This is a genomic window from Streptomyces sp. NBC_00582, from assembly GCF_036345155.1.
In the GTDB taxonomy this organism is placed as follows: Bacteria; Actinomycetota; Actinomycetes; order Streptomycetales; family Streptomycetaceae; genus Streptomyces.
The window spans coordinates 4519745-4545770 of sequence record NZ_CP107772.1; the positions used below are offsets into that span (position 1 = coordinate 4519745).

The window sequence follows — 26026 nt, forward strand, 5'->3', positions numbered from 1 at the left end:
ACGTGTCTGAATGCGATCCGCTACTAGCGGCGCTTCGACTTCCGGTCTTCCTTGACGTGACCCCGGAAGGTGCGCGTCGGCGAGAACTCGCCGAGCTTGTGACCGACCATCGACTCGGTGACGAACACCGGGATGTGGGTCTTGCCGTTGTGCACCGCGAGCGTGTGGCCGAGCATGGCCGGCACGATCATGGAGCGACGGGACCAGGTCTTGATGACGTTCTTGGTGCCTGCTTCGTTCTGGGCGTCCACCTTCTTGATCAGGTGGTCGTCGACGAAGGGCCCCTTCTTGAGACTGCGCGGCATCTAAACCCGCTCCTAGCGCTTCTTGTTCGTCTTGCGGCGGCGGACGATGTACTTGTTCGACGCCTTCTTGGGCGAACGAGTACGGCCTTCCTTCTGACCCCACGGGGAGACCGGGTGACGGCCACCGGAGGTCTTGCCCTCACCACCACCGTGCGGGTGGTCGACCGGGTTCATCGCGACACCACGGACGGTCGGGCGGACGCCCAGCCAGCGCTTGCGGCCGGCCTTGCCCCAGTTGATGTTGCTCTGCTCGGCGTTGCCGACCTCGCCGACCGTGGCGCGGCAGCGCTGGTCGACCAGGCGGATCTCACCGGAGGGCATGCGGAGGTGGGCCATCGAGCCCTCCTTCGCGAGCAGCTGCACGGAGGCACCGGCGGAGCGGGCGAACTTGGCACCGCCACCGGGACGGAGCTCGATCGCGTGGATCGTGGTACCGACCGGGATGTTGCGCAGCGCCAGGTTGTTGCCCGGCTTGATGTCGGCCCCGGGACCGTTCTCGACGCGGTCACCCTGCTGCAGGTTGCGCGGGGCGAGGATGTAGCGCTTCTCGCCGTCGGCGTAGTGCAGCAGCGCGATGCGCGCGGTGCGGTTGGGGTCGTACTCGATGTGCGCGACCTTCGCCGGCACGCCGTCCTTGTCGTGACGACGGAAGTCGATCACGCGGTAGGCACGCTTGTGGCCGCCACCCTGGTGGCGAACGGTCACACGACCGGAATTGTTACGGCCGCCCTTGCTGTGCAGGGGGCGGACCAGCGACTTCTCCGGCGTGGACCGCGTGACCTCGACGAAGTCGGCGACGCTGGAGCCACGACGGCCCGGCGTAGTCGGCTTGTACTTGCGGATTCCCATTTCTCAGTCCTCGTCCGATATCGGACGATCCGGACCGCCCTTAGGCGGTCGGACCGCCGAAGATGTCGATACGGTCGCCCTCGGCGAGGGTCACGATCGCGCGCTTGGTCGCCGCGCGCTGGCCGAAGCCGGTGCGGGTCCGCTTGCGCTTGCCCTGGCGGTTGATCGTGTTGACCCCGGTGACCTTGACCGAGAAGACCGCCTGGACGGCCTGCTTGATCTGGGTCTTGTTGGCGTTCGGGTCGACGATGAACGTGTACTTGTTCTCGTCGAGGAGCGCGTAGCTCTTCTCCGACACGACCGGCTTCAGCAGCACGTCACGGGGGTCCGTGTACGCCTTGCTGGGCGCGGTGACGACGGTGTTCTTGCCCTCGGTGGCGTGACGCTTCGCCTTGGCGACGCGCGCGGCCTTCGCGGCCTTGGCGGCCTTCGAGGCGATGGAGGGGTGACGGGTGGCCATCAGACCTCAGTCCCTTCGGTGTCGTTGGCCTTCGGGCCGGCGACGAAGGACTCGAGAGCGGCCTGGGTGAAGACCACGTCGTCCGAGACGATCACGTCGTACGTGTTCAGCTGGCCCGGCTCCAGGATGTGCACCTGGGGCAGGTTGCGGGCGGACAGCCACGCGGCCTCGTCGCTGCGCTCGGCGACGAGCAGCAGGTTCTTGCGCTCGCTGATCTTGCCGAACAGCGTCTTCGCGGCCTTGGTGGAGATGTCGCCGTCGACCACGCCGGTGACGACGTGGATGCGGTTGTGGCGGGCCCGGTCGGTGAGGGCGTGACGCAGGGCGGCAGCCTTCATCTTCTTGGGGGTCCGCTGCGAGTAGTCGCGCGGCACGGGGCCGTGCACGACGCCACCGCCGGCGAACTGCGGCGCGCGGGTCGAGCCCTGACGGGCGCGGCCGGTGCCCTTCTGGCGGTAGGGCTTCTTGCCACCACCACGGACTTCGCCACGGGTCTTGGTCTTGTGCGTGCCCTGGCGGGCAGCCGCGTTCTGCGCGACGACGACCTGGTGGATCAGCGGGATGCTGACCTTCTCCACGCCGAAGATCTCCGCGGGGAGCTCGACGCTACCGGTCTTCTCGCCGGCAGGCGAAAGGATGTCAACAGTGCTCATCGGTTACCTCAGGCCCCCTTGGCCGCGGTGCGGACCAGGACGAGGCCGCCGTTCGGACCGGGGACAGCGCCCTTGATGAGCAGCAGACCCTTCTCCGCGTCAACGGCGTGGACGGTCAGGTTCTGGGTGGTGACACGCTCGTTGCCCATGCGACCCGCCATGCGGAGGCCCTTGAACACGCGGCCCGGGGTGGCGCAGCCACCGATGGAACCGGGCGAGCGGTGCTTGCGCTGGGTGCCGTGACCGGCGCCGAGGCCCTTGAAGTTGTGACGCTTCATGACACCGGCGAAGCCCTTGCCCTTGCTCTTGCCGGTCACGTCGACCTTGATGCCGGCCTCGAACACCTCGGCGGTGATCTCCTGGCCGAGGGTGTACTCACTGGCGTCAGCGGTACGGATCTCGACGAGGTGGCGGCGGGGAGTGACGTCGGCCTTGGCGAAGTGGCCCTTGAGGGGCTTGTTCACCTTGCGCGGGTCGATCTCGCCGAACGCGATCTGGACGGACTCGTAGCCGTCGGCGTCGTTCGTGCGGACCTGGGTCACGACGTTGGGGCCGGCCTTGACGACGGTGACCGGAACAACGCGGTTGTTCTCGTCCCACACCTGCGTCATGCCGAGCTTCTCGCCCAGGATGCCCTTGATCTGCTTAGCCATTCTCAGATCACCAGCCCTCAGAGCTTGATCTCGATGTCGACACCGGCCGGGAGGTCGAGTCGCATCAGAGAGTCAACGGTCTTGGGCGTCGGGTCGAGGATGTCGATCAGGCGCTTGTGCGTGCGCATCTCGAAGTGCTCGCGCGAGTCCTTGTACTTGTGCGGCGACTTGATGACGCAGTACACGTTCTTCTCAGTGGGCAGCGGCACCGGGCCCGCGACCGACGCACCAGTGCGGGTCACCGTCTCGACGATCTTCTTCGCCGAGGAGTCGATGACCTCGTGGTCGTAGGCCTTGAGCCGGATGCGGATCTTCTGTCCCGCCATGGCTACTCAGTAGTCCTTTGTCTTCTTACGCTCTGGAGCCCGGTTCTTCTTCGTTTCTCCGACCCACGCGGTCGGGCGTGTCGCGCTCCCGCTGACAAAGATGTCCCTTGTTCGAACATCCCTACGGGAATGCACACGGCCCTTCCGGTACCGCAGGCCGGGGACCGGAAGGCCCACCGGGCGCCTGGCCGCTGCCGCACCGCGCTTCCCGAAAGATTCCCGTACGTCCGCCCCAGCGCTGCCGTGAGGCAGTTAGGGCGACGAGTACTGTGGGACTCGCTTCCGGTCCTCCCGGCGGGAGGCGCACAGCATCAACACTCGACCGAGCAACCCCGCTAGTCTGCCACACCGGGCAGCACCTCCGCCAATCGAGCCGGAGAGAATACCCCGGACGTGACGCAGGTCAAACGCGGCGGCGGTCCAACGGGGTTTCCCGCCCTCAGCGCACGTCGACGGCGTCGGCCGCGCCGGTGGTCGCGCCGGTCGTGGTGTTGCCGGCGTAGGCCCAGCGGAACGCGCCGTCGACGGAGGCGGTGACCGTCGTCCGGAGCGCGCCTGTGCTGCTCGAGGTGACGTTCTTGACCGTCTTGAAGGTGTCGGTGCCCGCGGCGCGGAACTGGAGACGCACGCTGCGGCCGCTGTAGGCGCCGTACTTCTTGGTGCTCCAGTTCGCCCGGGTCAGCTTGCCGGTGACGGTGATCGCCCTGCCCTTGGTCACCGGCTCCGGCGAGGCGTCGGCGGCGGTGAGGCCGGCCGCCCTGCGCAGCGGGACGGAGAGGGACCGCGTCTCGCGTTCCCGGGCCTTGACGGTGCCGTCGGCCTTGAGCAGGACGAGCGACACGGCGACCTTCCACGTGGTGGCGTCGCTGTTGGAGTCGACGTGCTCCCGGCTCGGGTGCGGGTCGATGTAGAGGCCGCCCTCGCAGTGGGCCCTCCGGGAGCTCTGCTCGTAGCAGGTGTAGCCGCCCGGCCCGATGAAGTTGTCGCCGGTGTCGGCCGCCGTCCTCAGGTCGCCCCGGTAGAGGAACGGGAAGGCGTCGTACCGGGACGGGTCGGCGGTGCTGTACCCGGACGGCAGGGTGAAGTCGAAGCTGATGGGCGGCTCCACCACCTTCGTCGTGCCGACCACGATCGGTTTGCCGCCGTTGACGACGATGTTCGACACGGTGATCCCCGTGTCCGCCGCCCGGGCCGCCGGCGCGCCCAGCACCGAGAGCCCCAACGCGCCCGCGAGCACGGTCACCGCGGCGGTTCTGCCTGTTCTCATTCACACCTTCCATGGATGCGGAGAGGAAGATCGGCAGACTAGCGGCCCGCGCCTCACCCCCGCGCGCGCACCCTCACGAACGCCGCGTCCAGCCCTCTCTTCACCGCCGCCGCCACCGGTCGCTCCACCCACCGGTGCACCGCGTAGCTCAGCACCAGGAACCCCGCCAGTACCACGCCCACCAGCAGCCGGGCGTCCATCGTGTCGCGCAAACGGTTGATCACCGTGGTGCCGGCCGCGTAGTGGATCAGGTAGAGCGGGTACGTCAGGCTGCCCGCCGTCACCAGCCGGCGCGAGCGGACGCGGTCCGTGAAGCCGAGCGCCACCGCGACCATGACCAGCAGGAACACGGTGAAGATCAGCACCGCGCCGCGCCAGCTCCCCACGTGTTCGACCTCGTCGATCCGCTGGCCCAGCTCCCTCTGCCCCATCAGCCAGGCCATCGCGAGGATGCCCCACAGGAGCAGGTCCTGGCCGAAGCGGTGCATGAGGTAGAGGGCGAGGCCGGCGATGAAGTACCAGGAGGCCTCGGGGTCGGCCATCAGTTCCAGGAGGGGCAGATGGGCGACCGGGGCCAGCATCGCCGCGGCGCCCCAGAGGCAGCAGAACAGCACCACACGGCGGTAGGTGAGGCCGGCCCACACCACAGCGAGGAAGAGGAGGTAGAAGCGGAGTTCGGACCACAGGGTCCAGTACACGCCGTCGACGTTCCGCACGCCCGAACCCGACTGGAGCATGGTCAGGTTGAGCAGGACGTCCCGGGGGGCGAGGCGTTCCCACACACCGGGTACGGCCGCCAGGACGGCGGTCGTGAAGAGGACCGCGAACCAGTACGCCGGGTACAGGCGGATCACCCGGGAGACGAAGAACTGACGCGGTGTCCGGCCCCAGCAGGACATGCAGATCACGAAGCCGCTGATCACGAAGAAGATCTCGACGCCGATCCAGCCGTAGGCCGCCACATGGAAGACCGACGGCATGATGTCCGAGACCGGACGGTCCCAGACGAGGTTGCCCGGCTGGTTGACGCGGCGGGTGCCCGCGTAGTGGTGGACCGCGACCATGAGCGCGGCGAGGAGCCGGATGCCGTCGAGGGCGTAGAGGCGCGGGCGCCGGCGGCCGGCCGGTGGGGGCGCCGTCGTCGGCGCGGGCTGCGGCGTCGCGGGTCGTATGAGAGGCAGGGCGGACATCGTCGTCAGGCTAGGCGGGCCACAGCCACCTCATGGGTGACACCAGGCAACGTTCGTCCACGGTTCACCCACCGCACACCCGTACGACGAACAAAGCGAAAGAGCCCGTACGACCGAAGTCGTACGGGCTCCTTCAGGAGCTCAGCTCAGGCTGTGCTGCCGTTCAGGCGCAAGATCACTTCGTGATCTTGGTGACCTGGCCGGCGCCGACCGTCCGGCCACCCTCGCGGATGGCGAACTTCAGGCCCTCTTCCATGGCGACGGGCTGGATGAGCTCCACCTTCATTTCGGTGTTGTCACCCGGCATGACCATCTCGGTGCCCTCGGGGAGGGTCACGACGCCGGTCACGTCCGTCGTACGGAAGTAGAACTGCGGACGGTAGTTGTTGAAGAACGGGGTGTGGCGGCCACCCTCGTCCTTCGACAGGATGTAGGCCTGGGCCTCGAACTCGGTGTGCGGGGTGACCGAACCGGGCTTGATGATGACCTGGCCGCGCTCGACGTCCTCGCGCTTGATGCCGCGGAGCAGCAGACCGACGTTCTCACCGGCCTGGCCCTCGTCGAGCAGCTTGCGGAACATCTCGATACCGGTGACCGTGGTGGTGGTCTTCTCGGTCTTGATGCCGATGATGTCGACGGTCTCGTTGACCTTCAGGACACCACGCTCGATACGGCCGGTGACGACCGTACCGCGACCGGTGATCGTGAAGACGTCCTCGATCGGCATGAGGAACGCCTTGTCGACGTCACGCTCGGGCTGCGGGATCGACTCGTCGACGGCCTTCATCAGGTCCAGGACGGAGTTGGTCCACTCGGCGTCGCCCTCGAGCGCCTTCAGCGCGGAGACGCGGACGACCGGCAGGTCGTCGCCCGGGAACTCGTACTCGGAGAGGAGCTCACGGACCTCGAGCTCGACGAGCTCCAGGATCTCCTCGTCGTCCACCATGTCGGCCTTGTTCAGGGCGACCACGATGTACGGAACGCCGACCTGGCGGGCCAGGAGCACGTGCTCCTTGGTCTGCGGCATCGGGCCGTCGGTGGCGGCGACCACGAGGATCGCGCCGTCCATCTGCGCGGCACCGGTGATCATGTTCTTGATGTAGTCCGCGTGACCCGGGCAGTCGACGTGCGCGTAGTGACGCGTCTCCGTCTGGTACTCGACGTGCGCGATGGAGATGGTGATACCGCGCTGACGCTCCTCGGGCGCCTTGTCGATGTTGTCGAACGCGGTGGCCTCGTTCAGGTCCGGGTACGCGTCGTGCAGCACCTTGGTAATGGCGGCCGTGAGGGTCGTCTTACCGTGGTCGATGTGACCGATGGTGCCGATGTTGACGTGCGGCTTAGTCCGCTCGAACTTCGCCTTCGCCACTGGGGTCCTCCTGTGGAGTGTGCTGTACGCCTTGGTTCATCGGCGCCAGGTGATCTTTGCTGTTAAGTCCCGGGCCCCGGGTCATTCCGCCATGAATGCGGAGGAACGACCCGCGAGGCTCCGGGGTCAAGCCTAAAGCGTGTATGCGCGGTGCGTTAAACGCGGTGCGTTACTCGCCCTTGGCCTTCGCGATGATCTCCTCGGCGACGTTCCGCGGAACCTCGGCGTAGGAGTCGAACTGCATCGAGTAGCTTGCGCGACCCGACGTCTTGCTGCGGAGGTCGCCGACGTAGCCGAACATCTCCGACAGGGGCACGAGGCCCTTCACGACGCGGGCACCCGCACGCTCCTCCATGGCCTGGATCTGACCACGGCGGGAGTTGATGTCGCCGATGACCTCACCCATGTAGTCCTCGGGCGTGGTGACCTCGACGGCCATCATCGGCTCGAGCAGCACGGGGCTGGCCTTGCGCGCGGCCTCCTTGAAGGCCTGCGAACCTGCGATCTTGAAGGCGAGCTCGGAGGAGTCGACCTCGTGGTAGGCGCCGTCGATGAGCGTGACGCGGACGCCCGTCATCTCGTAGCCCGCGAGGATGCCGAACTGCATGGCCTCCTGCGCACCGGCGTCGACCGAGGGGATGTACTCCTTCGGCACACGGCCACCGGTGACCTTGTTGACGAACTCGTACGACGTGTCGCCGCCCTCGATCGGCTCGATGCCGATGATGACGCGGGCGAACTGGCCGGTGCCACCCGTCTGCTTCTTGTGGGTGTACTCGACCTTCTCGACGGCCTTGCGGATCGTCTCGCGGTAGGCGACCTGCGGCTTGCCGACGTTGGCCTCGACCTTGAACTCACGGCGCATACGGTCGACCAGCACCTCGAGGTGCAGTTCGCCCATGCCGCCGATGATGGTCTGGCCGGTCTCCTCGTCGGAGTGGACCTGGAAGGACGGGTCCTCCTCGGCGAGACGCTGGATCGCGATGCCCAGCTTCTCCTGGTCGCCCTTCGACTTGGGCTCGATGGCGACCTGGATGACCGGCGCCGGGAAGTCCATGGACTCCAGGATGACCGGGTTCTTGTCGTCGCAGAGCGTCTCACCGGTGGTGGTCTGCTTCAGGCCCATGACGGCGACGATGTCGCCGGCGCCCACCGACTCGATCTCCTCACGCTTGTTGGCGTGCATGCGGTAGATCTTGCCGATGCGCTCCTTGCGGCCCTTGACCGAGTTGAGCACGGCGGAGCCGGACTCGAGGCGGCCGGAGTAGATGCGCACGAAGGTGAGCTTGCCGAGGTGCGGGTCGCTCATGATCTTGAACGCCAGCGCCGACAGCGGCTCGTCGTCGGACGGCTTGCGCTTGACGACCGTCTCCGGGTCCTTGACGTCGTGGCCCTCGATGGCCTCGATGTCGACCGGGGACGGCAGGTAGCGCACGACCGCGTCGAGCAGGGGCTGAACGCCCTTGTTCTTGAAGGCGGTGCCGCAGAACACGGGGGTGACGGTGGTGCCGCCGCCCTTGCCGGAGGCGATGGTGATCCGACGGATCGCCGCGTAGAGCTGCTCCTCGGAGGGCTCGGTGCCCTCGAGGTACAGCTCCATGAGCTCCTCGTCGTTCTCCGCGACGGCCTCGAGCAGCTTGCCGCGCCACTCCTCGGCAGCCTCGGTGTGGGTGGCCGGGATGTCGACGACGTCGTACATCTCGCCCTTGGTCGCCTCGGCGGACCAGACCAGGGCCTTCATGCGGACGAGGTCCACGACACCCTGGAAGTCGGCCTCGGCACCGATCGGGAGCTGCATGACGATCGGCTGAGCGCCCAGGCGGTCGACGATCATGTCGACACAGCGGTGGAACTCGGCACCGGTGCGGTCGAGCTTGTTGACGAAGCAGATGCGCGGAACGCCGTAGCGGTCCGCCTGACGCCACACGGTCTCGGACTGGGGCTCAACGCCGGCGACGCCGTCGAACACCGTCACGGCACCGTCGAGCACGCGCAGGGAACGCTCCACCTCGACGGTGAAGTCGACGTGGCCCGGCGTGTCGATGATGTTGATGGTGTGGTCGACGTCTTCCAGCGGCCAGTGGCAGGTGGTGGCAGCAGAGGTGATCGTGATGCCACGCTCCTGCTCCTGCTCCATCCAGTCCATGGTGGCAGCGCCGTCGTGGACCTCACCGATCTTGTACGAAACGCCGGTGTAGAACAGGATCCGCTCGGTGGTGGTCGTCTTGCCCGCGTCGATGTGGGCCATGATGCCGATGTTGCGCACCTTGGCCAGGTCAAGCGAAGTGGTAGCCATAAGGCTTCAGTCTTCTCTCGGTCTCGATGTGGACTGCGACTACCAGCGGTAGTGCGCGAAGGCCTTGTTGGACTCGGCCATCTTGTGCGTGTCCTCGCGCTTCTTCACAGCGGCGCCGAGGCCGTTGGAGGCGTCGAGGAGCTCGTTCAGCAGACGCTCGGTCATGGTCTTCTCGCGACGGGCGCGGGAGTAACCGACGAGCCAGCGCAGCGCCAGGGTGCTGGCACGGCCGGGCTTGACCTCGACCGGGACCTGGTAGGTGGCGCCACCGACACGGCGGGACTTGACCTCGATGGTCGGCTTGATGTTCTCGAGAGCGCGCTTGAGCGTGATGACCGGGTCGTTGCCGGTCTTCTCGCGCAGGCCCTCCATGGCGCCGTAAACGATCCGCTCGGCAGTCGAGCGCTTGCCGTTCAGCAGCACCTTGTTGATCAGGGAGGTCACCAGAGGGGAGCCGTAAACCGGGTCGATGATGACCGGGCGCTTCGGGGCGGGGCCCTTACGAGGCATTCTTACTTCTCCTTCTTGGCGCCGTAGCGGCTGCGGGCCTGCTTGCGGTTCTTGACACCCTGGGTGTCGAGCGAACCACGGATGATCTTGTAGCGAACACCCGGCAGGTCCTTCACACGGCCGCCGCGCACGAGCACGATGGAGTGCTCCTGCAGGTTGTGTCCCTCACCCGGAATGTAAGCGGTGACCTCGATCCCGCTGGTCAGACGCACACGCGCGACCTTACGCAGGGCCGAGTTCGGCTTCTTCGGGGTGGTCGTGAACACACGCGTGCAGACGCCGCGACGCTGAGGGGAACCCTCGAGTGCGGGCGTCTTGTTCTTCTCGACCTTGTCCTGCCGGCCCTTGCGGACCAGCTGCTGGATCGTAGGCACTACTTCTCCGGTTTCTGTGTGCCGATGGGTACAGCTAACCTGGAACTCCTCCGACCCACGCGGTCGGGTGTGTCGTACCCCGCGGACTTCCGCCGCGAGGCAGAAAGAAGGCAGGATCACGGTGGCCGGTCTCGGCCCCGATGCGGTGTGATGGCACGCACGAGGGCCAGGGCACACCCCAGGCACAAGGTCTGAGCGTACCCAGCGCAATCACTCCGGTCAAAACAGAACCCGAATGCCCGGCAGACGCCGGTTACGTTCGCGAACCCGACCGCTGGTGTGGTACAGGCGTTTCCCCGCCCTTCTGCTCCGCGGCCGTGTCCTGACCGACGAAGTACGTCGGACGGTTCTGTACGGCCGTATAGATGCGGCCCACGTACTCGCCGAGCAGCCCCACGCAGATGAGCTGGACCGCGCCGATGAACAGCACGCCGGTGAACAGGGAGGTCCAGCCCGGGACCGTGTGGTCCAGGAAGTGGGCGCTCAGCGTGTACGCCATCAGTCCGATGCAGACCAGGAAGGCGAAGCCGCCGAGCCAGGTGGCGATGCGCAGCGGGGCCGCGGAGAACCCGGTGACGCTGTCGACGGCCAGCCGGATCATCCGCCCCAGCGGATACTTGCTCTGCCCGGCCGGGCGCGGGGCGCGCTCGTACGTCACCTGCCCGCTGGGGAAACCGAGCCAGGGCACCAGGAGCCGGTAGACGCGCTGCTGGTCCGGCAGCGCCTTCAGGGCGTCCACTGCGGCCCGGCCGAGCAGCCGGAAGTCACCGGCCTGGGCGGGCACGGACGGCCCGGCGAGCCGTCGTACGAGCCGGTAGTAGATCCCCGCCGTCCACCGCTTGAAGCCGGTGTCGCTGGCCCGGTCGGCGCGGATGCCGTAGACGATGTCGAGCCCCTCGCTCTGCGCGAGGGCGAGCATCTCGGGGATCTTCTCGGGCGGGTCCTGGAGGTCGGCGTCGATGCTGACGACATAGGCGCCGACGGCGCGGTCCAGGCCGGCGGTGAGGGCGGCCTGGTGGCCGGAGTTGCGGCGCAGGCCGATGATCCGCAGCTCGGGCCAGCCGAGGCGGAAGGCGGCGAGGAGTTCGGCGGTGCGGTCGGTGGACCCGTCGTCCACGGCCACCACCTCGTACGGGGCGCCGAGTTCGTCGAGGACCGGACGCAACCTGCTGACCAGCGCCGGAAGGACTTCTTCCTCGTTGTACATGGGTATGACGACCGACAGGACGGTCGCGCCCGTCGCCGTGTTCGGCCTCTCCGCCATGCGCCCTCCCCCTAACCTGTGGCGCACATGTGCGACTCTGGTGCGATCTTATGACCACGCTTCACGATCGTCCGGACCCCGGCCCCGACCCGGCCCGTCCGCCGATCGCCTAGGGGGGACCCCAGTCATGAGCACGGCCCGCAGCGACGCGGCGACGGACTCCGCCCTGCCCGAGGAAGGGCGGGAGCGGCCACCGCGGGACCGCCGCCTCGCCCTGCCCGACGGTCTACGACCGTACCTCGCCCCGGTGCTCCTGTACGGCGTGACGAAGCTGGTGGGGCTGACCGTCTTCGCCTGGCTGCTGGAGGCGGCCGACGACTACCAGAAGAAGAACCCGCGCTTCGGGGGCGGCGCCCACTGGTGGGACGTCCTCGCCACCTGGGACGGCTGGTGGTACCTCCAGGTCGCCGAAAAGGGGTACGACCCGCGGCCGCTGGAGCCGCTGGCGCCCGGCGGACTGTTCACCGTGCAGCAGAACTCGGTGGCCTTCTTCCCGCTCTACCCCGGCCTGATCAGAGGCGTCTCGGAGGCCACGGGCCTCGGTCTGTACGGCTCCGCGATCCTCGTGTCGGTCCTCGCGTCCTTCGTCGCCGCGGCCGGGATCTACGCCGTGGTCGCGGCGCTCGCGGGGGTGCGGGCGGGCACGATCGCGGCCGGACTGTGGGCCGTGGTGCCGGGCGCCGGCGTGGAGTGGGCGGTCTACTCGGAGTCGGTGTTCGTCGCGATCGCGGCCTGGTGCTGCTACTGCGTGATGCGGAAGCGATGGGTGGCGGCCGGGCTGCTGGCCTTCCTCGCCGGGCTGAACCGGCCGACGTCCGCCGCGCTCATAGGGGCCGTGGGGCTCGCCGCGATCGTCACGCTGGCACGGCGGGAGAGCAGGCGCGAGCAGGGCGTGGCCGGTCCGGTGTACGCGATGATCGCCGCTCCGCTCGGACTGCTCACCTACATCGCCTGGGTCGGGCTGAGCATGGGCGACCTGACCGCCTACTTCACGCTCCAGCGCGAGGGCTGGGCGCACTACTTCGACTTCGGCGAGTACACCCTGGACGTGCTCGGCAACACCGCGGTCGGCCACAACAACTATCTGTTCGCCTTCTCGGTGCCCGACCTGCTCTGTGTGCAGATCGTGCTGGCGCTGCCGTTCCTCATCGCGCTGATGCTGCGCAAGAAGCCGCCGCTGGTGCTGGTGGCGTACGCGCTGGCGTCGATCGTGACCGTGCTGGGGACGCAGCAGATGTTCGGGAACACGGGCAGGTATCTGCTGCCCGTGTTCCCGCTGCTGCTGGCTCCGGCGGCGGCGCTGGGCCGGCTGAAGTGGCCGAGCCTGGCCGTGTTCTTCACGACGGCGTCGATCGCGTCCGGCTGGTACGCGCACTACGTCATCTTCGAGCTGGGCATTCCGTAGCCGCGCCCGGGCCGCGTCGCCCGGGAGGCCGAGATCGCCCTCAGGTGGACGAGACCGCCGCCATCATGAGGATCATCAGGAAGAACGCCCAGCCCGCCACCGACAGCCAGCCCAGGATGAGGCCGGCCAGGGCGAACCCCTCGCCGCCCTCGCCGCTGCGGCGTATCTCGGCGCGGGCCTTGTGGCCGAGAATCACCGCGGGGATGCCGGTGAGCCCCATGGTCATGGTGGTGAGGACACCGCAGACCATCGAGCCGACCGCCTTGCCGTTGGTGGGCGGCGGCGGGGCGGGCAGGAAGGTGCGCGGGACGGGCGGGCCGAAGGCGGTCGGCGCGGCGAGGGCCGACGGGACGGCCATCGGTCCCTGCGGAAGGTCGGAGATGACGAGTTGCAGCTCGCCGACGGTGCGGGCCTGGTAGGCGCGCTGCACCCGCTTCTCGAACTCGTCCTGCTGCAGACGGCCTTCGCCGAAGCCCGCCCTGAGCACGTCCACCGCGCGCTCGCGGTCGGCGTGTGACGCGAGCATCGAAGCGCCGTTCGGCACCTGGCCCTGCGGCTGCCATGGCGACGGATACGACACGGGCACCTCCCCCCGGACGGCTGAATGCCTCCATCATCCCTCAACGCGTTCCGGCCGCCCACGGTTCCCCCGCTCAGCGAGGGTCACGAAGCAGAGCACCGCTCATCGCTGCACGGGAGCATGGAATTCCGCGCGCGCAAGCAATCTAAGCTCGCACTTACTCCCCGTAGGAAGCGAGCAGAGATGACCACCCAGGACCTGGACGCGCTCGCCTCATGGGTCGAAGACCTCATGCGGGAGCGCGGCTACGACATCGACAGCCCACGCGGCGGCGGAAAGTCCCGCATCGCGGACGAGGCGGGCGTGCACCGCGCCGCCGTCACCCGCCTGCTGCGACGCCGGAGCATGCCGGACCTCGAGACCACCCGCCGCCTCGCGAGGGTGCTCGGCGTCCCGGTCCGCGACATGCTCATCCGCTCCGGCCGGCTGACCGTCGAGGAACTGGCCGACCCGCGCGGACAGGTGCCCTCGCCCGCGCCCGGCGCGGACGTCGCCCGCAGGCCCACCCTGGAGGAGGTCGCCGACCTGCTCGGCGTACCGGCCGAGCGGCGGGAGATGTTCGTGCGGGTGGTGGAGCAGTTCCTGCCGGACGAGCCGGAGCGCACGGACTAGGCCGGCCGCGCCCTTTAGTTGCGTGCGCGCACGACCCCTGTCGGGTGCAGCGGCAGAGCCGGCTCACCGAGAAACGCCGAAGGGCGGTCACCCCGTACACAACGGGGTGACCGCCCTTCTACTCGTTCTTACTGGTTGTACGGACCGTAGTCGTAGTCCTCCAGCGGGACGGCCTGGCCGGAGCCGGTGCCGAACGGCGAGTAGTCGATGTCGTCGTAGCCGACGGCCGAGTACATCGCGGCCTTCGCCTCCTCGGTCGGCTCCACCCGGATGTTGCGGTAACGGGACAGACCCGTACCGGCCGGGATGAGCTTACCGATGATGACGTTCTCCTTGAGGCCGATGAGGCTGTCGGACTTGGCGTTGATCGCCGCGTCCGTCAGAACTCGGGTCGTCTCCTGGAAGGAGGCGGCCGACAGCCAGGACTCCGTCGCCAGCGAGGCCTTGGTGATACCCATCAGCTGCGGACGACCGGAGGCCGGGTGACCGCCCTCGGTGACCACACGACGGTTCTCGGTCTCGAACTTCGAGCGCTCGACCAGCTCACCGGGCAGCAGCTCGGCGTCGCCGGACTCGATGATCGTCACACGGCGGAGCATCTGCCGGATGATGATCTCGATGTGCTTGTCGTGGATCGACACACCCTGCGAGTTGTACACCTTCTGGACCTCGCCGACCAGGTGGACCTGGACGGCACGCTGGCCCAGGATGCGCAGCACGTCGTGCGGGTTCTGGGTACCCACGGTGAGCTGCTGGCCCACCTCGACGTGCTCGCCCTCGCTGACCTTCAGACGGGCGCGCTTGGAGATCGGGAACGCCGTCTCGTCGCTGCCGTCGTCCGGCGTGATGACGATCTTCTTGGTCTTCTCGGTCTCCTCGATCCGCACGCGGCCGGAGGCCTCGGAGATCGGGGCGACACCCTTCGGGGTACGGGCCTCGAAGAGCTCGACGACACGCGGCAGACCCTGGGTGATGTCGTCACCGGCCACACCACCGGTGTGGAAGGTACGCATCGTCAGCTGGGTACCGGGCTCACCGATGGACTGGGCGGCGATGATGCCGACCGCCTCACCGATGTCGACCAGCTTGCCGGTGGCCAGCGAGCGGCCGTAGCACATGGCGCAGGTGCCGACGGTGGACTCGCAGGTCAGGATCGAGCGGGTCTTGACCGTCTCGACACCGTGGCGGACCAGCTCGTCGATGAGCACGTCGCCGAGGTCGGTACCGGCCGGGGCCAGCACCTTGCCGTCGACCACGATGTCCTCGGCGAGGCAGCGCGCGTACACGGACGTCTCGACGTTGCCCGTCTTGCGCAGGGCACCGGCCTCGTCGCGCTCGGCGATCGCCAGCTTGAGACCGCGCTCGGTGCCGCAGTCCTCCTCGCGGATGATGACGTCCTGCGAGACGTCCACCAGACGACGGGTCAGGTAACCCGAGTCGGCGGTACGCAGGGCGGTGTCCGCCAGACCCTTACGGGCACCGTGCGTGGAGATGAAGTACTCCAGCACGGACAGACCCTCACGGAACGAGGCCTTGATCGGACGCGGGATGGTCTCGTTCTTCGCGTTCGACACCAGACCACGCATACCGGCGATCTGCCGCATCTGCATCATGTTTCCTCGGGCACCCGAGTCAACCATCATGAAGATGGGGTTGGTCTTGGGGAAGTTCGCGTTCATCGCCTCGGCGACCTCGTTGGTCGCCTTGGTCCAGATCGCGATGAGCTCCTGCGTGCGCTCTTCCTTGGTGATCAGACCGCGCTCGTACTGCTTCTGGACCTTCTCGTCCTGCGCCTCGTAGCCGCGGACGATCTCCTTCTTCGCCTCGGGAACGACGACGTCGGAGATGGCCACGGTGACACCGGAACGGGTCGCCCAGTAGAAGCCGGCCGCCTTCAGGTTGTCGAGCGTCGCCGCCACGATGACCTTGGGGTAGCGCTCGGCCAGGTCGTTGACGATCTCGGAGAGCTGCTTCTTGCCCACCGAGTAGTCGACGAACGGGTAGTCCTCGGGCAGCAGCTCGTTGAAGAGCGCACGGCCCAGGGTGGTGCGCAGACGGAAGGTGTCACCGGTCTGGTACTCCGGCTCGCCCTCCTCCACGGCCGGCGGGGTCCAGCCGCGCGGCGGGATGGTGCCCACCGGGAAGCGGATGTCGATCGCCGACTGAAGCGCCAGCTCACCGGCGTCGAACGCCATGATCGCCTCGGCCGTGGAGCCGAAGGACCGGCCCTCGCCCTTGGTGTCGCGCAGCTCGCCGTCGGTGGTGAGGAAGAACAGGCCGAGGACCATGTCCTGGGTCGGCATCGTCACCGGACGACCGTCGGCGGGCTTGAGGATGTTGTTCGAGGACAGCATCAGGATGCGGGCCTCGGCCTGCGCCTCCGCGGACAGCGGCAGGTGCACGGCCATCTGGTCACCGTCGAAGTCCGCGTTGAACGCGGTGCAGACGAGCGGGTGGATCTGGATGGCCTTGCCCTCGACCAGCTGCGGCTCGAAGGCCTGGATGCCGAGGCGGTGCAGGGTGGGCGCACGGTTCAGCAGCACCGGGTGCTCGGCGATGACCTCTTCGAGGACGTCGTACACCACGGTGCGGCCGCGCTCGACCATCCGCTTGGCGCTCTTGATGTTCTGCGCGTGGTTCAGGTCGACCAGGCGCTTCATCACGAACGGCTTGAAGAGCTCCAGCGCCATCGCCTTGGGCAGACCGCACTGGTGCAGCTTCAGCTGCGGACCGACGACGATCACGGAACGCGCGGAGTAGTCCACACGCTTGCCGAGCAGGTTCTGACGGAATCGACCCTGCTTACCCTTCAGCATGTCGCTGAGGGACTTCAGCGGGCGGTTGCCGGGGCCCGTCACCGGGCGGCCGCGACGACCGTTGTCGAAGAGGGCGTCAACGGCCTCCTGAAGCATGCGCTTCTCGTTGTTGACGATGATCTCGGGTGCGCCGAGGTCCAGGAGCCTCTTCAGACGGTTGTTGCGGTTGATCACACGGCGGTACAGGTCGTTCAGGTCGGAGGTCGCGAAGCGGCCACCGTCGAGCTGCACCATCGGGCGAAGGTCCGGCGGGATGACCGGCACACAGTCCAGCACCATGCCCTTGGGGCTGTTGCTGGTCTGCAGGAACGCGGAGACGACCTTCAGGCGCTTGAGCGCACGGGTCTTCTTCTGGCCCTTGCCGGTACGGATGATCTCGCGGAGCTTCTCGGCCTCCTCGTCGAGGTCGAAGGACTCCAGGCGCTTCTGCAGCGCCGCGGCACCCATCGAACCGTCGAAGTACGTGCCGAAGCGGTCGCGCAGCTCGCGGTAGAGCAGCTCGTCGCCCTCGAGGTCCTGGACCTTGAGGTTCTTGAAGCGGGTCCACACCTCGTCGAGACGGTCGATCTCGCGCTGCGAACGGTCGCGCAGCTGCTTCATCTCACGCTCGGCGCCTTCGCGCACCTTGCGGCGCACATCGGCCTTGGCGCCCTCGGCCTCCAGCTCGGCCAGGTCGGTCTCGAGCTTCTTGGCGCGGGCCTCCAGGTCGGCGTCCCGGCGGTTCTCGATCTGCTGCCGCTCGACGGAGACGTGCGCCTCCAGGGAGGGCAGGTCGCGGGTACGGCGCTCCTCGTCGACGTACGTGATCATGTACGCCGCGAAGTAGATGACCTTCTCGAGGTCCTTGGGGGCCAGGTCGAGCAGGTAGCCCAGCCGGCTCGGGACACCCTTGAAGTACCAGATGTGCGTGACGGGCGCGGCCAGCTCGATGTGGCCCATCCGCTCACGGCGCACCTTGGCGCGGGTCACCTCGACGCCGCAGCGCTCACAGATGATGCCCTTGAAGCGGACGCGCTTGTACTTGCCGCAGTAGCACTCCCAGTCCCGGGTCGGACCGAAGATCTTCTCGCAGAAGAGTCCGTCCTTTTCGGGCTTGAGCGTGCGGTAGTTGATGGTCTCGGGCTTCTTGACCTCGCCGTGGCTCCACTGACGGATGTCGTCAGCGGTGGCCAGACCGATCCGGAGCTCGTCGAAGAAGTTGACGTCGAGCACTATGCGTCAATCCCTCTCAGGGTTGTAAGTCTTGGGGTCTGAAACGGGGGTCCCGGGGCCGGGGGCCTTCTGGCTGAAGGCCCCCGAACTCCCGTCAGACCTCTTCGACGCTGCTCGGCTCGCGCCGGGACAGGTCGATGCCGAGCTCCTCCGCAGCGCGGAAGACGTCCTCGTCGGTGTCACGCATCTCGATGGACATACCGTCGCTGGACAGCACCTCCACGTTCAGGCAGAGCGACTGCATCTCCTTGATGAGCACCTTGAAGGACTCGGGGATGCCGGGCTCGGGGATGTTCTCGCCCTTGACGATGGCCTCGTAGACCTTCACGCGGCCGGTGACGTCGTCGGACTTGATGGTCAGCAGCTCCTGGAGGGCGTACGCGGCGCCGTACGCCTCCAGCGCCCACACCTCCATCTCGCCGAACCGCTGGCCACCGAACTGCGCCTTACCACCCAGCGGCTGCTGGGTGATCATCGAGTACGGACCGGTCGAACGGGCGTGCAGCTTGTCGTCGACCAGGTGGTGCAGCTTCAGGATGTACATGTAGCCGACCGAGATCGGGTCCGGGAACGGCTCACCGCTACGGCCGTCGAACAGCCGCGCCTTGCCGGACGGGAGCACCATGCGCTCGCCGTCGCGGTTCGGGATGGTGTGCTGGAGCAGACCCGCCAGCTCGTCCTCACGGGCGCCGTCGAAGACCGGGGTCGCGACGTTGGTGCCGGGGGCGACCTGGTCGGCGCCGATCACCTGGAGGCGCTGCGCCCACTCGTCGGCGAGACCGGAGACGTCCCAGCCGCGGCTGGCGAGCCAGCCGAGGTGGATCTCCAGGACCTGTCCCGGGTTCATTCGGGACGGCACACCGAGCGGGTTGAGGATGATGTCGACCGGGGTCCCGTCCTCGAGGAACGGCATGTCCTCGATGGGCAGGATCTTGGAGATGACACCCTTGTTGCCGTGACGGCCGGCGAGCTTGTCACCGTCGGTGATCTTGCGCTTCTGCGCGACGTAGACGCGGACCAGCTGGTTCACGCCCGGCGGAAGCTCGTCGCCCTCCTCGCGGTCGAAGACGCGCACGCCGATGACCTTGCCGGTCTCGCCGTGCGGCACCTTCAGCGAGGTGTCACGGACCTCACGGGCCTTCTCGCCGAAGATCGCGCGCAGCAGGCGCTCCTCGGGCGTCAGCTCGGTCTCACCCTTCGGGGTGACCTTGCCGACGAGGATGTCACCGGCGATGACCTCGGCACCGATGCGGATGATGCCGCGCTCGTCGAGGTCGGCGAGGACCTCCTCGGAGACGTTCGGAATGTCCCGGGTGATCTCCTCGGGGCCGAGCTTGGTGTCACGGGCGTCGACCTCGTGCTCCTCGATGTGGATCGAGGAGAGGACGTCGTCCTGCACGAGGCGCTGCGACAGGATGATCGCGTCCTCGTAGTTGTGACCCTCCCACGGCATGAACGCCACGAGCAGGTTCTTGCCGAGCGCCATCTCGCCGTTCTGGGTGGCCGGACCGTCGGCGAGGACCTGGCCCTCGATGATCCGGTCGCCCTCGTTGACGATGACCTTCTGGTTGACCGAGGTGCCCTGGTTGGAGCGGGCGAACTTGGCCAGCCGGTAGGTGATGTAGGTGCCGTCGTCGTTGGCGGTGGTGATGTAGTCCGCGGAGACCTCCTGGACCACACCCGCCTTCTCGGCCTTGACCACGTCGCCGGCGTCGACGGCGGAGCGGTACTCCATGCCGGTGCCGACGAGCGGGGACTCGCTCTTGATGAGCGGCACGGCCTGGCGCATCATGTTCGCGCCCATGAGGGCACGGTTGGCGTCGTCGTGCTCGAGGAACGGGATCATGGCGGTCGCGACCGACACCATCTGGCGCGGCGAGACGTCCATGTAGTCCACGTCGTCACCGGCGACGTAGTCGACCTCGCCGCCACGGCGGCGGACCAGGACCCGGGCCTCGGTGAACCGCAGTTCGTCGTTGAGCGTGGCGTTGGCCTGCGCGATGACGAAGCGGTCCTCCTCGTCGGCGGTCAGGTAGTCGACCTCGTCGGTGACCTGGCCGTCGACGACCTTGCGGTACGGGGTCTCGACGAAACCGAACGCGTTGACCCGGCCGTAGGAGGCGAGCGAGCCGATCAGACCGATGTTCGGGCCTTCGGGCGTCTCGATCGGGCACATGCGGCCGTAGTGCGAGGGGTGCACGTCTCGGACCTCGAAGCCGGCCCGCTCACGGGAGAGACCACCCGGGCCAAGTGCCGACAGACGGCGCTTGTGGGTGAGACCCGACAGCGGGTTGTTCTGGTCCATGAACTGCGACAGCTGGCTGGTGCCGAAGAACTCCTTGATGGAGGCGACGACCGGCCGGATGTTGATCAGGGTCTGCGGCGTGATCGCCTCGACGTCCTGGGTCGTCATGCGCTCACGGACGACGCGCTCCATACGGGCCAGGCCGGTGCGGACCTGGTTCTGGATGAGCTCGCCGACGCTGCGCAGACGACGGTTGCCGAAGTGGTCGATGTCGTCGGTCTCGACGACGATCGTCTGACCGCTGTCGCCGACCGTCTCGACCTCGCCCGCGTGCAGCTTCACCAGGTACTTGATCGTCGCGATGATGTCTTCGACGGTCAGGACACCGGCGTCCAGCGGGGCGTCCGCGGCCAGCTTCTTGTTGACCTTGTAGCGGCCGACCTTGGCGAGGTCGTAGCGCTTGGGGTTGAAGTAGAGGTTCTCGAGCAGCGTCTGCGCGGCCTCACGCGTGGGGGGCTCGCCCGGACGGAGCTTGCGGTAGATGTCGAGCAGCGCGTCGTCCTGGCCCTGGGTGTGGTCCTTCTCCAGGGTGGCGCGCATGGACTCGTACTCGCCGAACTCCTCGAGGATCTGCTCGGTGGTCCAGCCGAGCGCCTTCAGGAGGACGGTCACCGACTGCTTGCGCTTGCGGTCGATACGCACGCCGACCATGTCGCGCTTGTCGATCTCCATCTCCAGCCAGGCACCCCGGGACGGGATGATCTTGGCGGAGAAGATGTCCTTGTCGGACGTCTTGTCGATCGAGGAGTCGAAGTAGACGCCCGGCGAACGCACAAGCTGCGACACCACGACACGCTCGGTGCCGTTGATGACGAACGTGCCCTTGTTCGTCATGAGCGGGAAGTCGCCCATGAAGACCGTCTGGGACTTGATCTCGCCGGTCTCGTTGTTGGTGAACTCGGCCGTCACGAACAGCGGAGCCGCGTACGTGAAGTCGCGCTCCTTGCACTCGTCGATGCTGTTCTTCGGCGGCTCGAAACGGTGGTCGCGGAAGGTCAGCGACATCGACCCGGAGAAGTCCTCGATCGGGGAGATCTCCTCGAAGATCTCCTCGAGGCCGGACTTGGTGGGGACGTCCTGACCGTTGTCCAGAGCCTCCTCGACCCGACTCTGCCAGGCGGTGTTGCCGAGCAGCCAGTCAAAGCTCTCGGTCTGCAGCGCGAGCAGGTTGGGAACCTCGAGAGGCTCCTTGATCTTTGCAAAGGAGATGCGCAGCGGGGCGGTGCTGGCGCCGTTGTTCGTATTCGCGGTCGAGGCGTTGCGCGAGGCGGCCAAGAGGGGGTCCTTCCGAGGGCTCGGACTCACTACGCGCGTACCGGCCCCTCTCGTGCGCACAGAGACGGGAAAATCCCAGGTCAGGGATGATCTTGTCGTCGATGCTCAAGAGAGGGCAGACCCCTGGTGACGGACAGGGGACAGCTAACAGGCAGCGCAAAGGGTCAGTGTAGCCACTCGGCACACTGATGTCCAGTCCCGTTTTTCAGAGACCCTTGCTGCCCTCAACGCCTGCGTCACATGCCTGCCTTCAACGCGTTGATACTGCCCTCTTCGTCGTCGATCCATGCCTCGGAGTCGGATCCTTGTGACGACGCGTCCTGAGAATTGCGCGCTGCGTGCGGTTCGTCAAGGCCCCCCTGCGTAAACCCGGGCCGCGGGAGACACGACGAAGATCACCATACCCCCCGCCGTCACGGGTGCAAGGCAACCGTGGCCGACCCCCCGGAACGCCGAAGAGCGACCACCCGGATGGATGATCGCTCTTCGGCGCTTGCGCGTTACAGGCTCGCTGAGCCCGCGTTCCGGGCCGGTGGGCCCGGAGGGGTGTTACTTGACCTCGACGGAGGCGCCGGCACCCTTGAGGGCCTCGGCGGCCTTCTCCGCGGCGTCCTTGGCGACCTTCTCGAGAACGGGCTTCGGGGCGCCGTCCACGAGGTCCTTGGCCTCCTTCAGGCCCAGCGAGGTCAGCTCACGCACGACCTTGATGACCTGGATCTTCTTGTCACCGGCGCCGGTCAGGACGACGTCGAACTCGTCCTTCTCCTCCTCGGCCTCGGCGGGGGCGGCCGGGCCGGCCGGGCCCGCGACGGCGACCGCGGCGGCGGCGGTGACGTCGAACTTCTCCTCGAACGCCTTCACGAACTCGGAGAGCTGGATCAGGGTCATGTTCTCGAACTCGGCGAGCAGTTCGTCCTGGGTGAGAGCCATGATGGCTTTCCTTCCACTAATTTCGGCTGGTGCCGGATGTACATGTCTGGCGGGCGTACGTTCGGCCCGCTACGACCGCCGCCTCAGGCGGCTGCGGTCATTACGCGAGCCGAATTACTCGGCACCGCCCTGCTCGGCCTGCTTGGCACGAAGCGCCTCCGCGGTGCGGACGAACTTCGACGGGAGCGCCTGGAAGACCTGAGCAGCCTGCGTCTGCTTGCCCTTCATGGCGCCCGCCAGCTTGGCGAGCAGAACCTCGCGGGACTCGAGGTCCGCAAGCTTCTTGATCTCGTCGGCGGACAGCGCCTTGCCGTCAAGGACACCGCCCTTGATGACGAGGTTCGGGTTGTCCTTGGCGAAGTCACGAAGACCCTTCGCCGACTCCACCGGGTCACCGGTGACGAAGGCGACCGCCGTCGGACCGTTGAACAGGTCGTCGAGCGTCGTGATCCCGGCCTCGTTGGCCGCAATCTTGGTCAGCGTGTTCTTCACCACGGCGTACTGGGCGTTCTCACCGAGCGAACGACGCAGCGTCTTGAGCTGCGCCACGGTGAGACCCCGGTACTCGGTCAGCACGGCGGCGCTCGAGCTACGGAACTGCTCCGTGAGCTCGGCCACCGCGGCAGCCTTGTCGGGCCTTGCCATAGAGCGTCGGCCTCCTTCCGGGTGATGAGGACCGCTCGGAAGGGGCTGGGACAGACGAAACGCCCCGGCGCAGGCGCACGGGGCGTAGCTCGACCGAACGAGATCCGTCGATGGACGGTTTCCGGCCCGGGAGCACTTCCACAGTCACCTGCGCGGGTCGTCCGCATATCAAGCGGATCCTTCGGCCGCCGCACCCTTTCGCAAGGGCACAGCAACGACCAGCGGTCTTTGGCTTCGGTAGGAGCGTACGGGAGACGGACGGCGTCAAGCAAATCCGCCCGTACAGGGCCCGATGTCCCGGTGCGTCAGGGCGGACTCAGCCGCCCGACTGCTGCCTCACCAGCTCGGTGAAGTCGGCCGTGTCGCTCGCCGGGGGCTCGTCCACGGCGACCTCGGTGCCGTAGTCGCTGTAGTACGCGGTCTGGCTGTACGCGCCCGCCGACGCCTCGCCCTTCTCGACCTTCTTGACCAGCAGGTCGTGGTCGTCGACCCAGATGTCGACGGTCTCGGTGGTGACGCCGGCCTGCTGGAGGGTCTTCCTCAGCTCGTCGAGCTGGCTCTGGCCGAGGCCGGAGTTCTTCTCGGCGAGGTCGGCCACGTCGACCGTCCCCGAGTAGTGCGTGGTCCGCTGCCCGCGCACCTTCTCCTCACCGACCTCGCGGACGTCCCCGGAGGCCAGCAGGAGCTTCACCGACTGGTTCGGGGTGGTGTTCTGCATCTGGTCCTTCAGATACGCCCCACCGGTCCCGCCGAGGGTCTCCAGGTCGTCGTAGGCGTACTTGATCCAGTGCTTGCCGCCGGACTGCTCGGCGAAGGTGTCGCCCATCCGGGCGTAGTACGCGTCGGGGAGGTAGCGGGCCTCCATGGAGTCGCTGCCCATCTGACGCATCGTGTCGGCCATGGTGCCGCCGGTGTACGTGATGGTCAGGTTGCCGGTGAGGCCGTCGCCCCAGTCGAGGGCACCGTCGGCGGTCATGGACATCACCGAGCCCATGGTCGTGGTCGACTCGACCTTCGCCGAGTCGGCGCCGTCGGTGGACTTCTCGGCGGTGCGCAGCGCGGCGATGGGATCGAAGCCGCCCCCGGAGCCCCCCGAGGACCCGCCGGACGTGCCTCCGGAGCCCCCGGAGGAGCTGCAGGCCGTCACCCCCGCCAGCAGGCTCATCGTCGCGATGGACAGCCCCGCTGTCCGCACGAACGCACGCTTCATCCGCCCCACCCCCATGAGAGTTCCGTGACTGCACGCTAACGCACAGCACTGACAGTCGTACGAAAAAAGCCTCTACGCCCCAAAGGGACGAGCCCCGCACCTCGAAAGGTTGCGGGGCTCGTCGCCGACCGAAAGGGAACCGTCAGGTTCAGACCGCGGCCGGGTCCTCCTCGACGAGGAGGTTGCGGGTGCGGTTCGGGTCGATCTGGATGCCGGGGCCGATCGTGGTGCTGATCGCGGCCTTCTTGATGTAGCGACCCTTCGCTGCGGACGGCTTGAGGCGGGTGATCTCCTCGAGCGCCGCGGCGTAGTTCTCCACCAGCTTGGTGTCGTCGAAGGACGTCTTGCCGATGATGAAGTGCAGGTTCGAGTGCTTGTCGACGCGGAACTCGATCTTGCCGCCCTTGATGTCGGTGACGGCCTTGGCCACGTCGGGGGTGACGGTGCCGGTCTTCGGGTTCGGCATCAGACCACGGGGACCGAGCACGCGGCCGAGGCGGCCGACCTTGCCCATGAGGTCCGGGGTGGCGACGACGGCGTCGAAGTCCAGACGGCCCTTCGCGACCTCGTCGATCAGTTCGTCGGAGCCGACGATGTCGGCGCCCGCGGCCTCCGCGGCCGCAGCACGGTCACCGGTCGCGAAGACCAGGACCCGGGCGGTCTTGCCGGTGCCGTGCGGCAGGTTCACGGTGCCACGGACCATCTGGTCGGCCTTGCGCGGGTCGACACCCAGACGGAAGGCGACCTCGACGGTGCCGTCGAACTTGGACGTGGAGGTCTCCTTGGCGAGACGGACGGCCTCGAGCGGGGCGTAGAGCTTCTCCCGGTCGACCTTGGCGTCCGCAGCGCGGAGAGACTTGCTGCGCTTGCTCACTACTGCTCCTGATGTGTCTGAGGAGTCGTGGTACGGGCCGAGCAGGCCCTGCCACTACTGCTGAAGTACGGGGTGGTGAAGGTCAGCCCTCGACCGTGATGCCCATGGAACGGGCGGTGCCGGCGATGATCTTCGCGGCGGCGTCCAGGTCGTTGGCGTTGAGGTCGGGAAGCTTGGTCGTGGCGATCTCGCGGACCTGCGCCTCGGTGATCTTGGCGACCTTGGTCTTGTGCGGCTCGCCGGAGCCCTTCTCCACACCCGCGGCCTTGAGGATCATCTTCGCGGCCGGCGGGGTCTTGGTGACGAAGGTGAAGGAGCGGTCCTCGTAGACCGTGATCTCCACCGGGATGACCCAGCCACGCTGCGACTCGGTCGCGGCGTTGTAGGCCTTGCAGAACTCCATGATGTTGACACCGTGCTGACCGAGCGCGGGGCCGACCGGCGGGGCCGGGTTCGCCGCACCGGCGTTGATCTGGAGCTTGATGAGCCCCGTGACCTTCTTCTTCTTGGGAGGCATTACTCTCCGGGTCCTTTCATTCGGGTCCATGCCCGCGCCAGGGAACCAACCGAACGCAGGCATACCGCACAACGATAACGGGTATAGATGCGCGGCCAAAAACCGAGCAGGTCAGACAAGCTGTGACAG

The 26026-nt window shown here is 67.3% G+C and carries 23 protein-coding genes; 2 read left to right on the forward strand and 21 right to left on the reverse strand.

The window, feature by feature from the left end:
* Nucleotides 1–23 precede the first annotated feature (23 nt).
* The 13 genes from rpsS to OG852_RS19975 form a co-directional block, all read right to left on the reverse strand.
* Entirely contained in the window at nucleotides 24–305 is a 282-nt protein-coding gene (rpsS, locus tag OG852_RS19915; protein WP_023547380.1) for a 30S ribosomal protein S19, read from the reverse strand.
* A 12-nt stretch (nucleotides 306–317) separates the two neighbouring features.
* Nucleotides 318–1154, reverse strand: a complete 837-nt coding sequence (gene rplB, locus OG852_RS19920; RefSeq protein ID WP_030788280.1) for a 50S ribosomal protein L2 — start codon at nucleotides 1152–1154, stop codon at nucleotides 318–320.
* Between the two features lie 40 nt (nucleotides 1155–1194).
* Nucleotides 1195–1614, reverse strand: coding sequence for a 50S ribosomal protein L23 (gene rplW, locus OG852_RS19925; RefSeq protein WP_133914848.1), 420 nt, complete (start codon nucleotides 1612–1614; stop codon nucleotides 1195–1197).
* Nucleotides 1614–2267: a 50S ribosomal protein L4 gene (rplD, locus tag OG852_RS19930; protein ID WP_067249214.1), complete on the reverse strand. Its 654-nt coding sequence runs from the start codon at nucleotides 2265–2267 to the stop codon at nucleotides 1614–1616. Before rplD ends, rplW begins: the two co-directional genes overlap by 1 nt.
* 8 nt (nucleotides 2268–2275) lie before the next feature.
* Nucleotides 2276–2920 (reverse strand): 50S ribosomal protein L3, encoded by a 645-nt coding sequence (gene rplC, locus OG852_RS19935; protein WP_007384065.1) that lies wholly within the window; start codon nucleotides 2918–2920, stop codon nucleotides 2276–2278.
* A 17-nt stretch (nucleotides 2921–2937) separates the two neighbouring features.
* Nucleotides 2938–3246 carry a 30S ribosomal protein S10 gene (rpsJ, locus tag OG852_RS19940; RefSeq protein ID WP_003948644.1) on the reverse strand — a complete coding sequence of 103 codons (309 nt, stop codon included), beginning with the start codon at nucleotides 3244–3246 and terminating at the stop codon, nucleotides 2938–2940.
* A gap of 439 nt (nucleotides 3247–3685) precedes the next feature.
* Complete coding sequence (locus tag OG852_RS19945) at nucleotides 3686–4513, reverse strand: hypothetical protein (protein ID WP_330348579.1); 828 nt, start codon at nucleotides 4511–4513, stop codon at nucleotides 3686–3688.
* A 53-nt stretch (nucleotides 4514–4566) separates the two neighbouring features.
* Nucleotides 4567–5703 (reverse strand): acyltransferase family protein, encoded by a 1137-nt coding sequence (locus OG852_RS19950; RefSeq protein WP_133914846.1) that lies wholly within the window; start codon nucleotides 5701–5703, stop codon nucleotides 4567–4569.
* A gap of 175 nt (nucleotides 5704–5878) precedes the next feature.
* On the reverse strand, nucleotides 5879–7072 hold the full coding sequence (gene tuf, locus OG852_RS19955; protein WP_133914845.1) for an elongation factor Tu: 1194 nt from the start codon (nucleotides 7070–7072) through the stop codon (nucleotides 5879–5881).
* Between the two features lie 169 nt (nucleotides 7073–7241).
* Nucleotides 7242–9368, reverse strand: coding sequence for an elongation factor G (gene fusA, locus OG852_RS19960; RefSeq protein WP_133914844.1), 2127 nt, complete (start codon nucleotides 9366–9368; stop codon nucleotides 7242–7244).
* 39 nt (nucleotides 9369–9407) lie between these two features.
* The gene (rpsG, locus tag OG852_RS19965; RefSeq protein ID WP_030788318.1) at nucleotides 9408–9878 is read right to left on the reverse strand and encodes a 30S ribosomal protein S7; all 471 of its coding nucleotides are present in this window, start codon (nucleotides 9876–9878) and stop codon (nucleotides 9408–9410) included.
* A 2-nt stretch (nucleotides 9879–9880) separates the two neighbouring features.
* Complete coding sequence (gene rpsL / locus OG852_RS19970) at nucleotides 9881–10252, reverse strand: 30S ribosomal protein S12 (protein ID WP_003948652.1); 372 nt, start codon at nucleotides 10250–10252, stop codon at nucleotides 9881–9883.
* A gap of 253 nt (nucleotides 10253–10505) precedes the next feature.
* Nucleotides 10506–11516, reverse strand: coding sequence for a glycosyltransferase family 2 protein (locus tag OG852_RS19975; protein WP_330348580.1), 1011 nt, complete (start codon nucleotides 11514–11516; stop codon nucleotides 10506–10508).
* Between the two features lie 127 nt (nucleotides 11517–11643).
* On the opposite strand from OG852_RS19975, the gene OG852_RS19980 reads away from it, so the two are divergent.
* Nucleotides 11644–12921, forward strand: a complete 1278-nt coding sequence (locus OG852_RS19980; RefSeq protein ID WP_330348581.1) for a hypothetical protein — start codon at nucleotides 11644–11646, stop codon at nucleotides 12919–12921.
* 40 nt (nucleotides 12922–12961) lie between these two features.
* Here the strand turns inward: OG852_RS19980 and OG852_RS19985 are convergent, their stop codons facing one another.
* Nucleotides 12962–13447 carry a DUF1707 and DUF4190 domain-containing protein gene (locus OG852_RS19985; protein ID WP_133914923.1) on the reverse strand — a complete coding sequence of 162 codons (486 nt, stop codon included), beginning with the start codon at nucleotides 13445–13447 and terminating at the stop codon, nucleotides 12962–12964.
* 237 nt (nucleotides 13448–13684) lie between these two features.
* On the opposite strand from OG852_RS19985, the gene OG852_RS19990 reads away from it, so the two are divergent.
* Nucleotides 13685–14113: a helix-turn-helix transcriptional regulator gene (locus OG852_RS19990; RefSeq protein ID WP_133914841.1), complete on the forward strand. Its 429-nt coding sequence runs from the start codon at nucleotides 13685–13687 to the stop codon at nucleotides 14111–14113.
* A 128-nt stretch (nucleotides 14114–14241) separates the two neighbouring features.
* Here OG852_RS19990 and OG852_RS19995 read toward each other — a convergent pair whose 3' ends face one another.
* From OG852_RS19995 to rplK, 7 genes are all read right to left on the reverse strand, one after another.
* On the reverse strand, nucleotides 14242–18141 hold the full coding sequence (locus OG852_RS19995) for a DNA-directed RNA polymerase subunit beta' (RefSeq protein WP_133914840.1): 3900 nt from the start codon (nucleotides 18139–18141) through the stop codon (nucleotides 14242–14244).
* A 94-nt stretch (nucleotides 18142–18235) separates the two neighbouring features.
* Nucleotides 18236–21721 (reverse strand): DNA-directed RNA polymerase subunit beta, encoded by a 3486-nt coding sequence (gene rpoB / locus OG852_RS20000; protein WP_133914839.1) that lies wholly within the window; start codon nucleotides 21719–21721, stop codon nucleotides 18236–18238.
* 549 nt (nucleotides 21722–22270) lie between these two features.
* Nucleotides 22271–22654: a 50S ribosomal protein L7/L12 gene (gene rplL, locus OG852_RS20005; RefSeq protein WP_208117246.1), complete on the reverse strand. Its 384-nt coding sequence runs from the start codon at nucleotides 22652–22654 to the stop codon at nucleotides 22271–22273.
* A gap of 111 nt (nucleotides 22655–22765) precedes the next feature.
* Entirely contained in the window at nucleotides 22766–23296 is a 531-nt protein-coding gene (gene rplJ, locus OG852_RS20010) for a 50S ribosomal protein L10 (RefSeq protein WP_133914837.1), read from the reverse strand.
* 316 nt (nucleotides 23297–23612) lie between these two features.
* On the reverse strand, nucleotides 23613–24506 hold the full coding sequence (locus OG852_RS20015; RefSeq protein ID WP_330348582.1) for a hypothetical protein: 894 nt from the start codon (nucleotides 24504–24506) through the stop codon (nucleotides 23613–23615).
* A 148-nt stretch (nucleotides 24507–24654) separates the two neighbouring features.
* On the reverse strand, nucleotides 24655–25380 hold the full coding sequence (gene rplA, locus OG852_RS20020; protein WP_133914835.1) for a 50S ribosomal protein L1: 726 nt from the start codon (nucleotides 25378–25380) through the stop codon (nucleotides 24655–24657).
* Nucleotides 25381–25462: 82 nt separating this feature from the next.
* Nucleotides 25463–25897, reverse strand: a complete 435-nt coding sequence (gene rplK / locus OG852_RS20025; protein ID WP_055631380.1) for a 50S ribosomal protein L11 — start codon at nucleotides 25895–25897, stop codon at nucleotides 25463–25465.
* Between the last annotated feature and the right edge of the window lie 129 nt (nucleotides 25898–26026).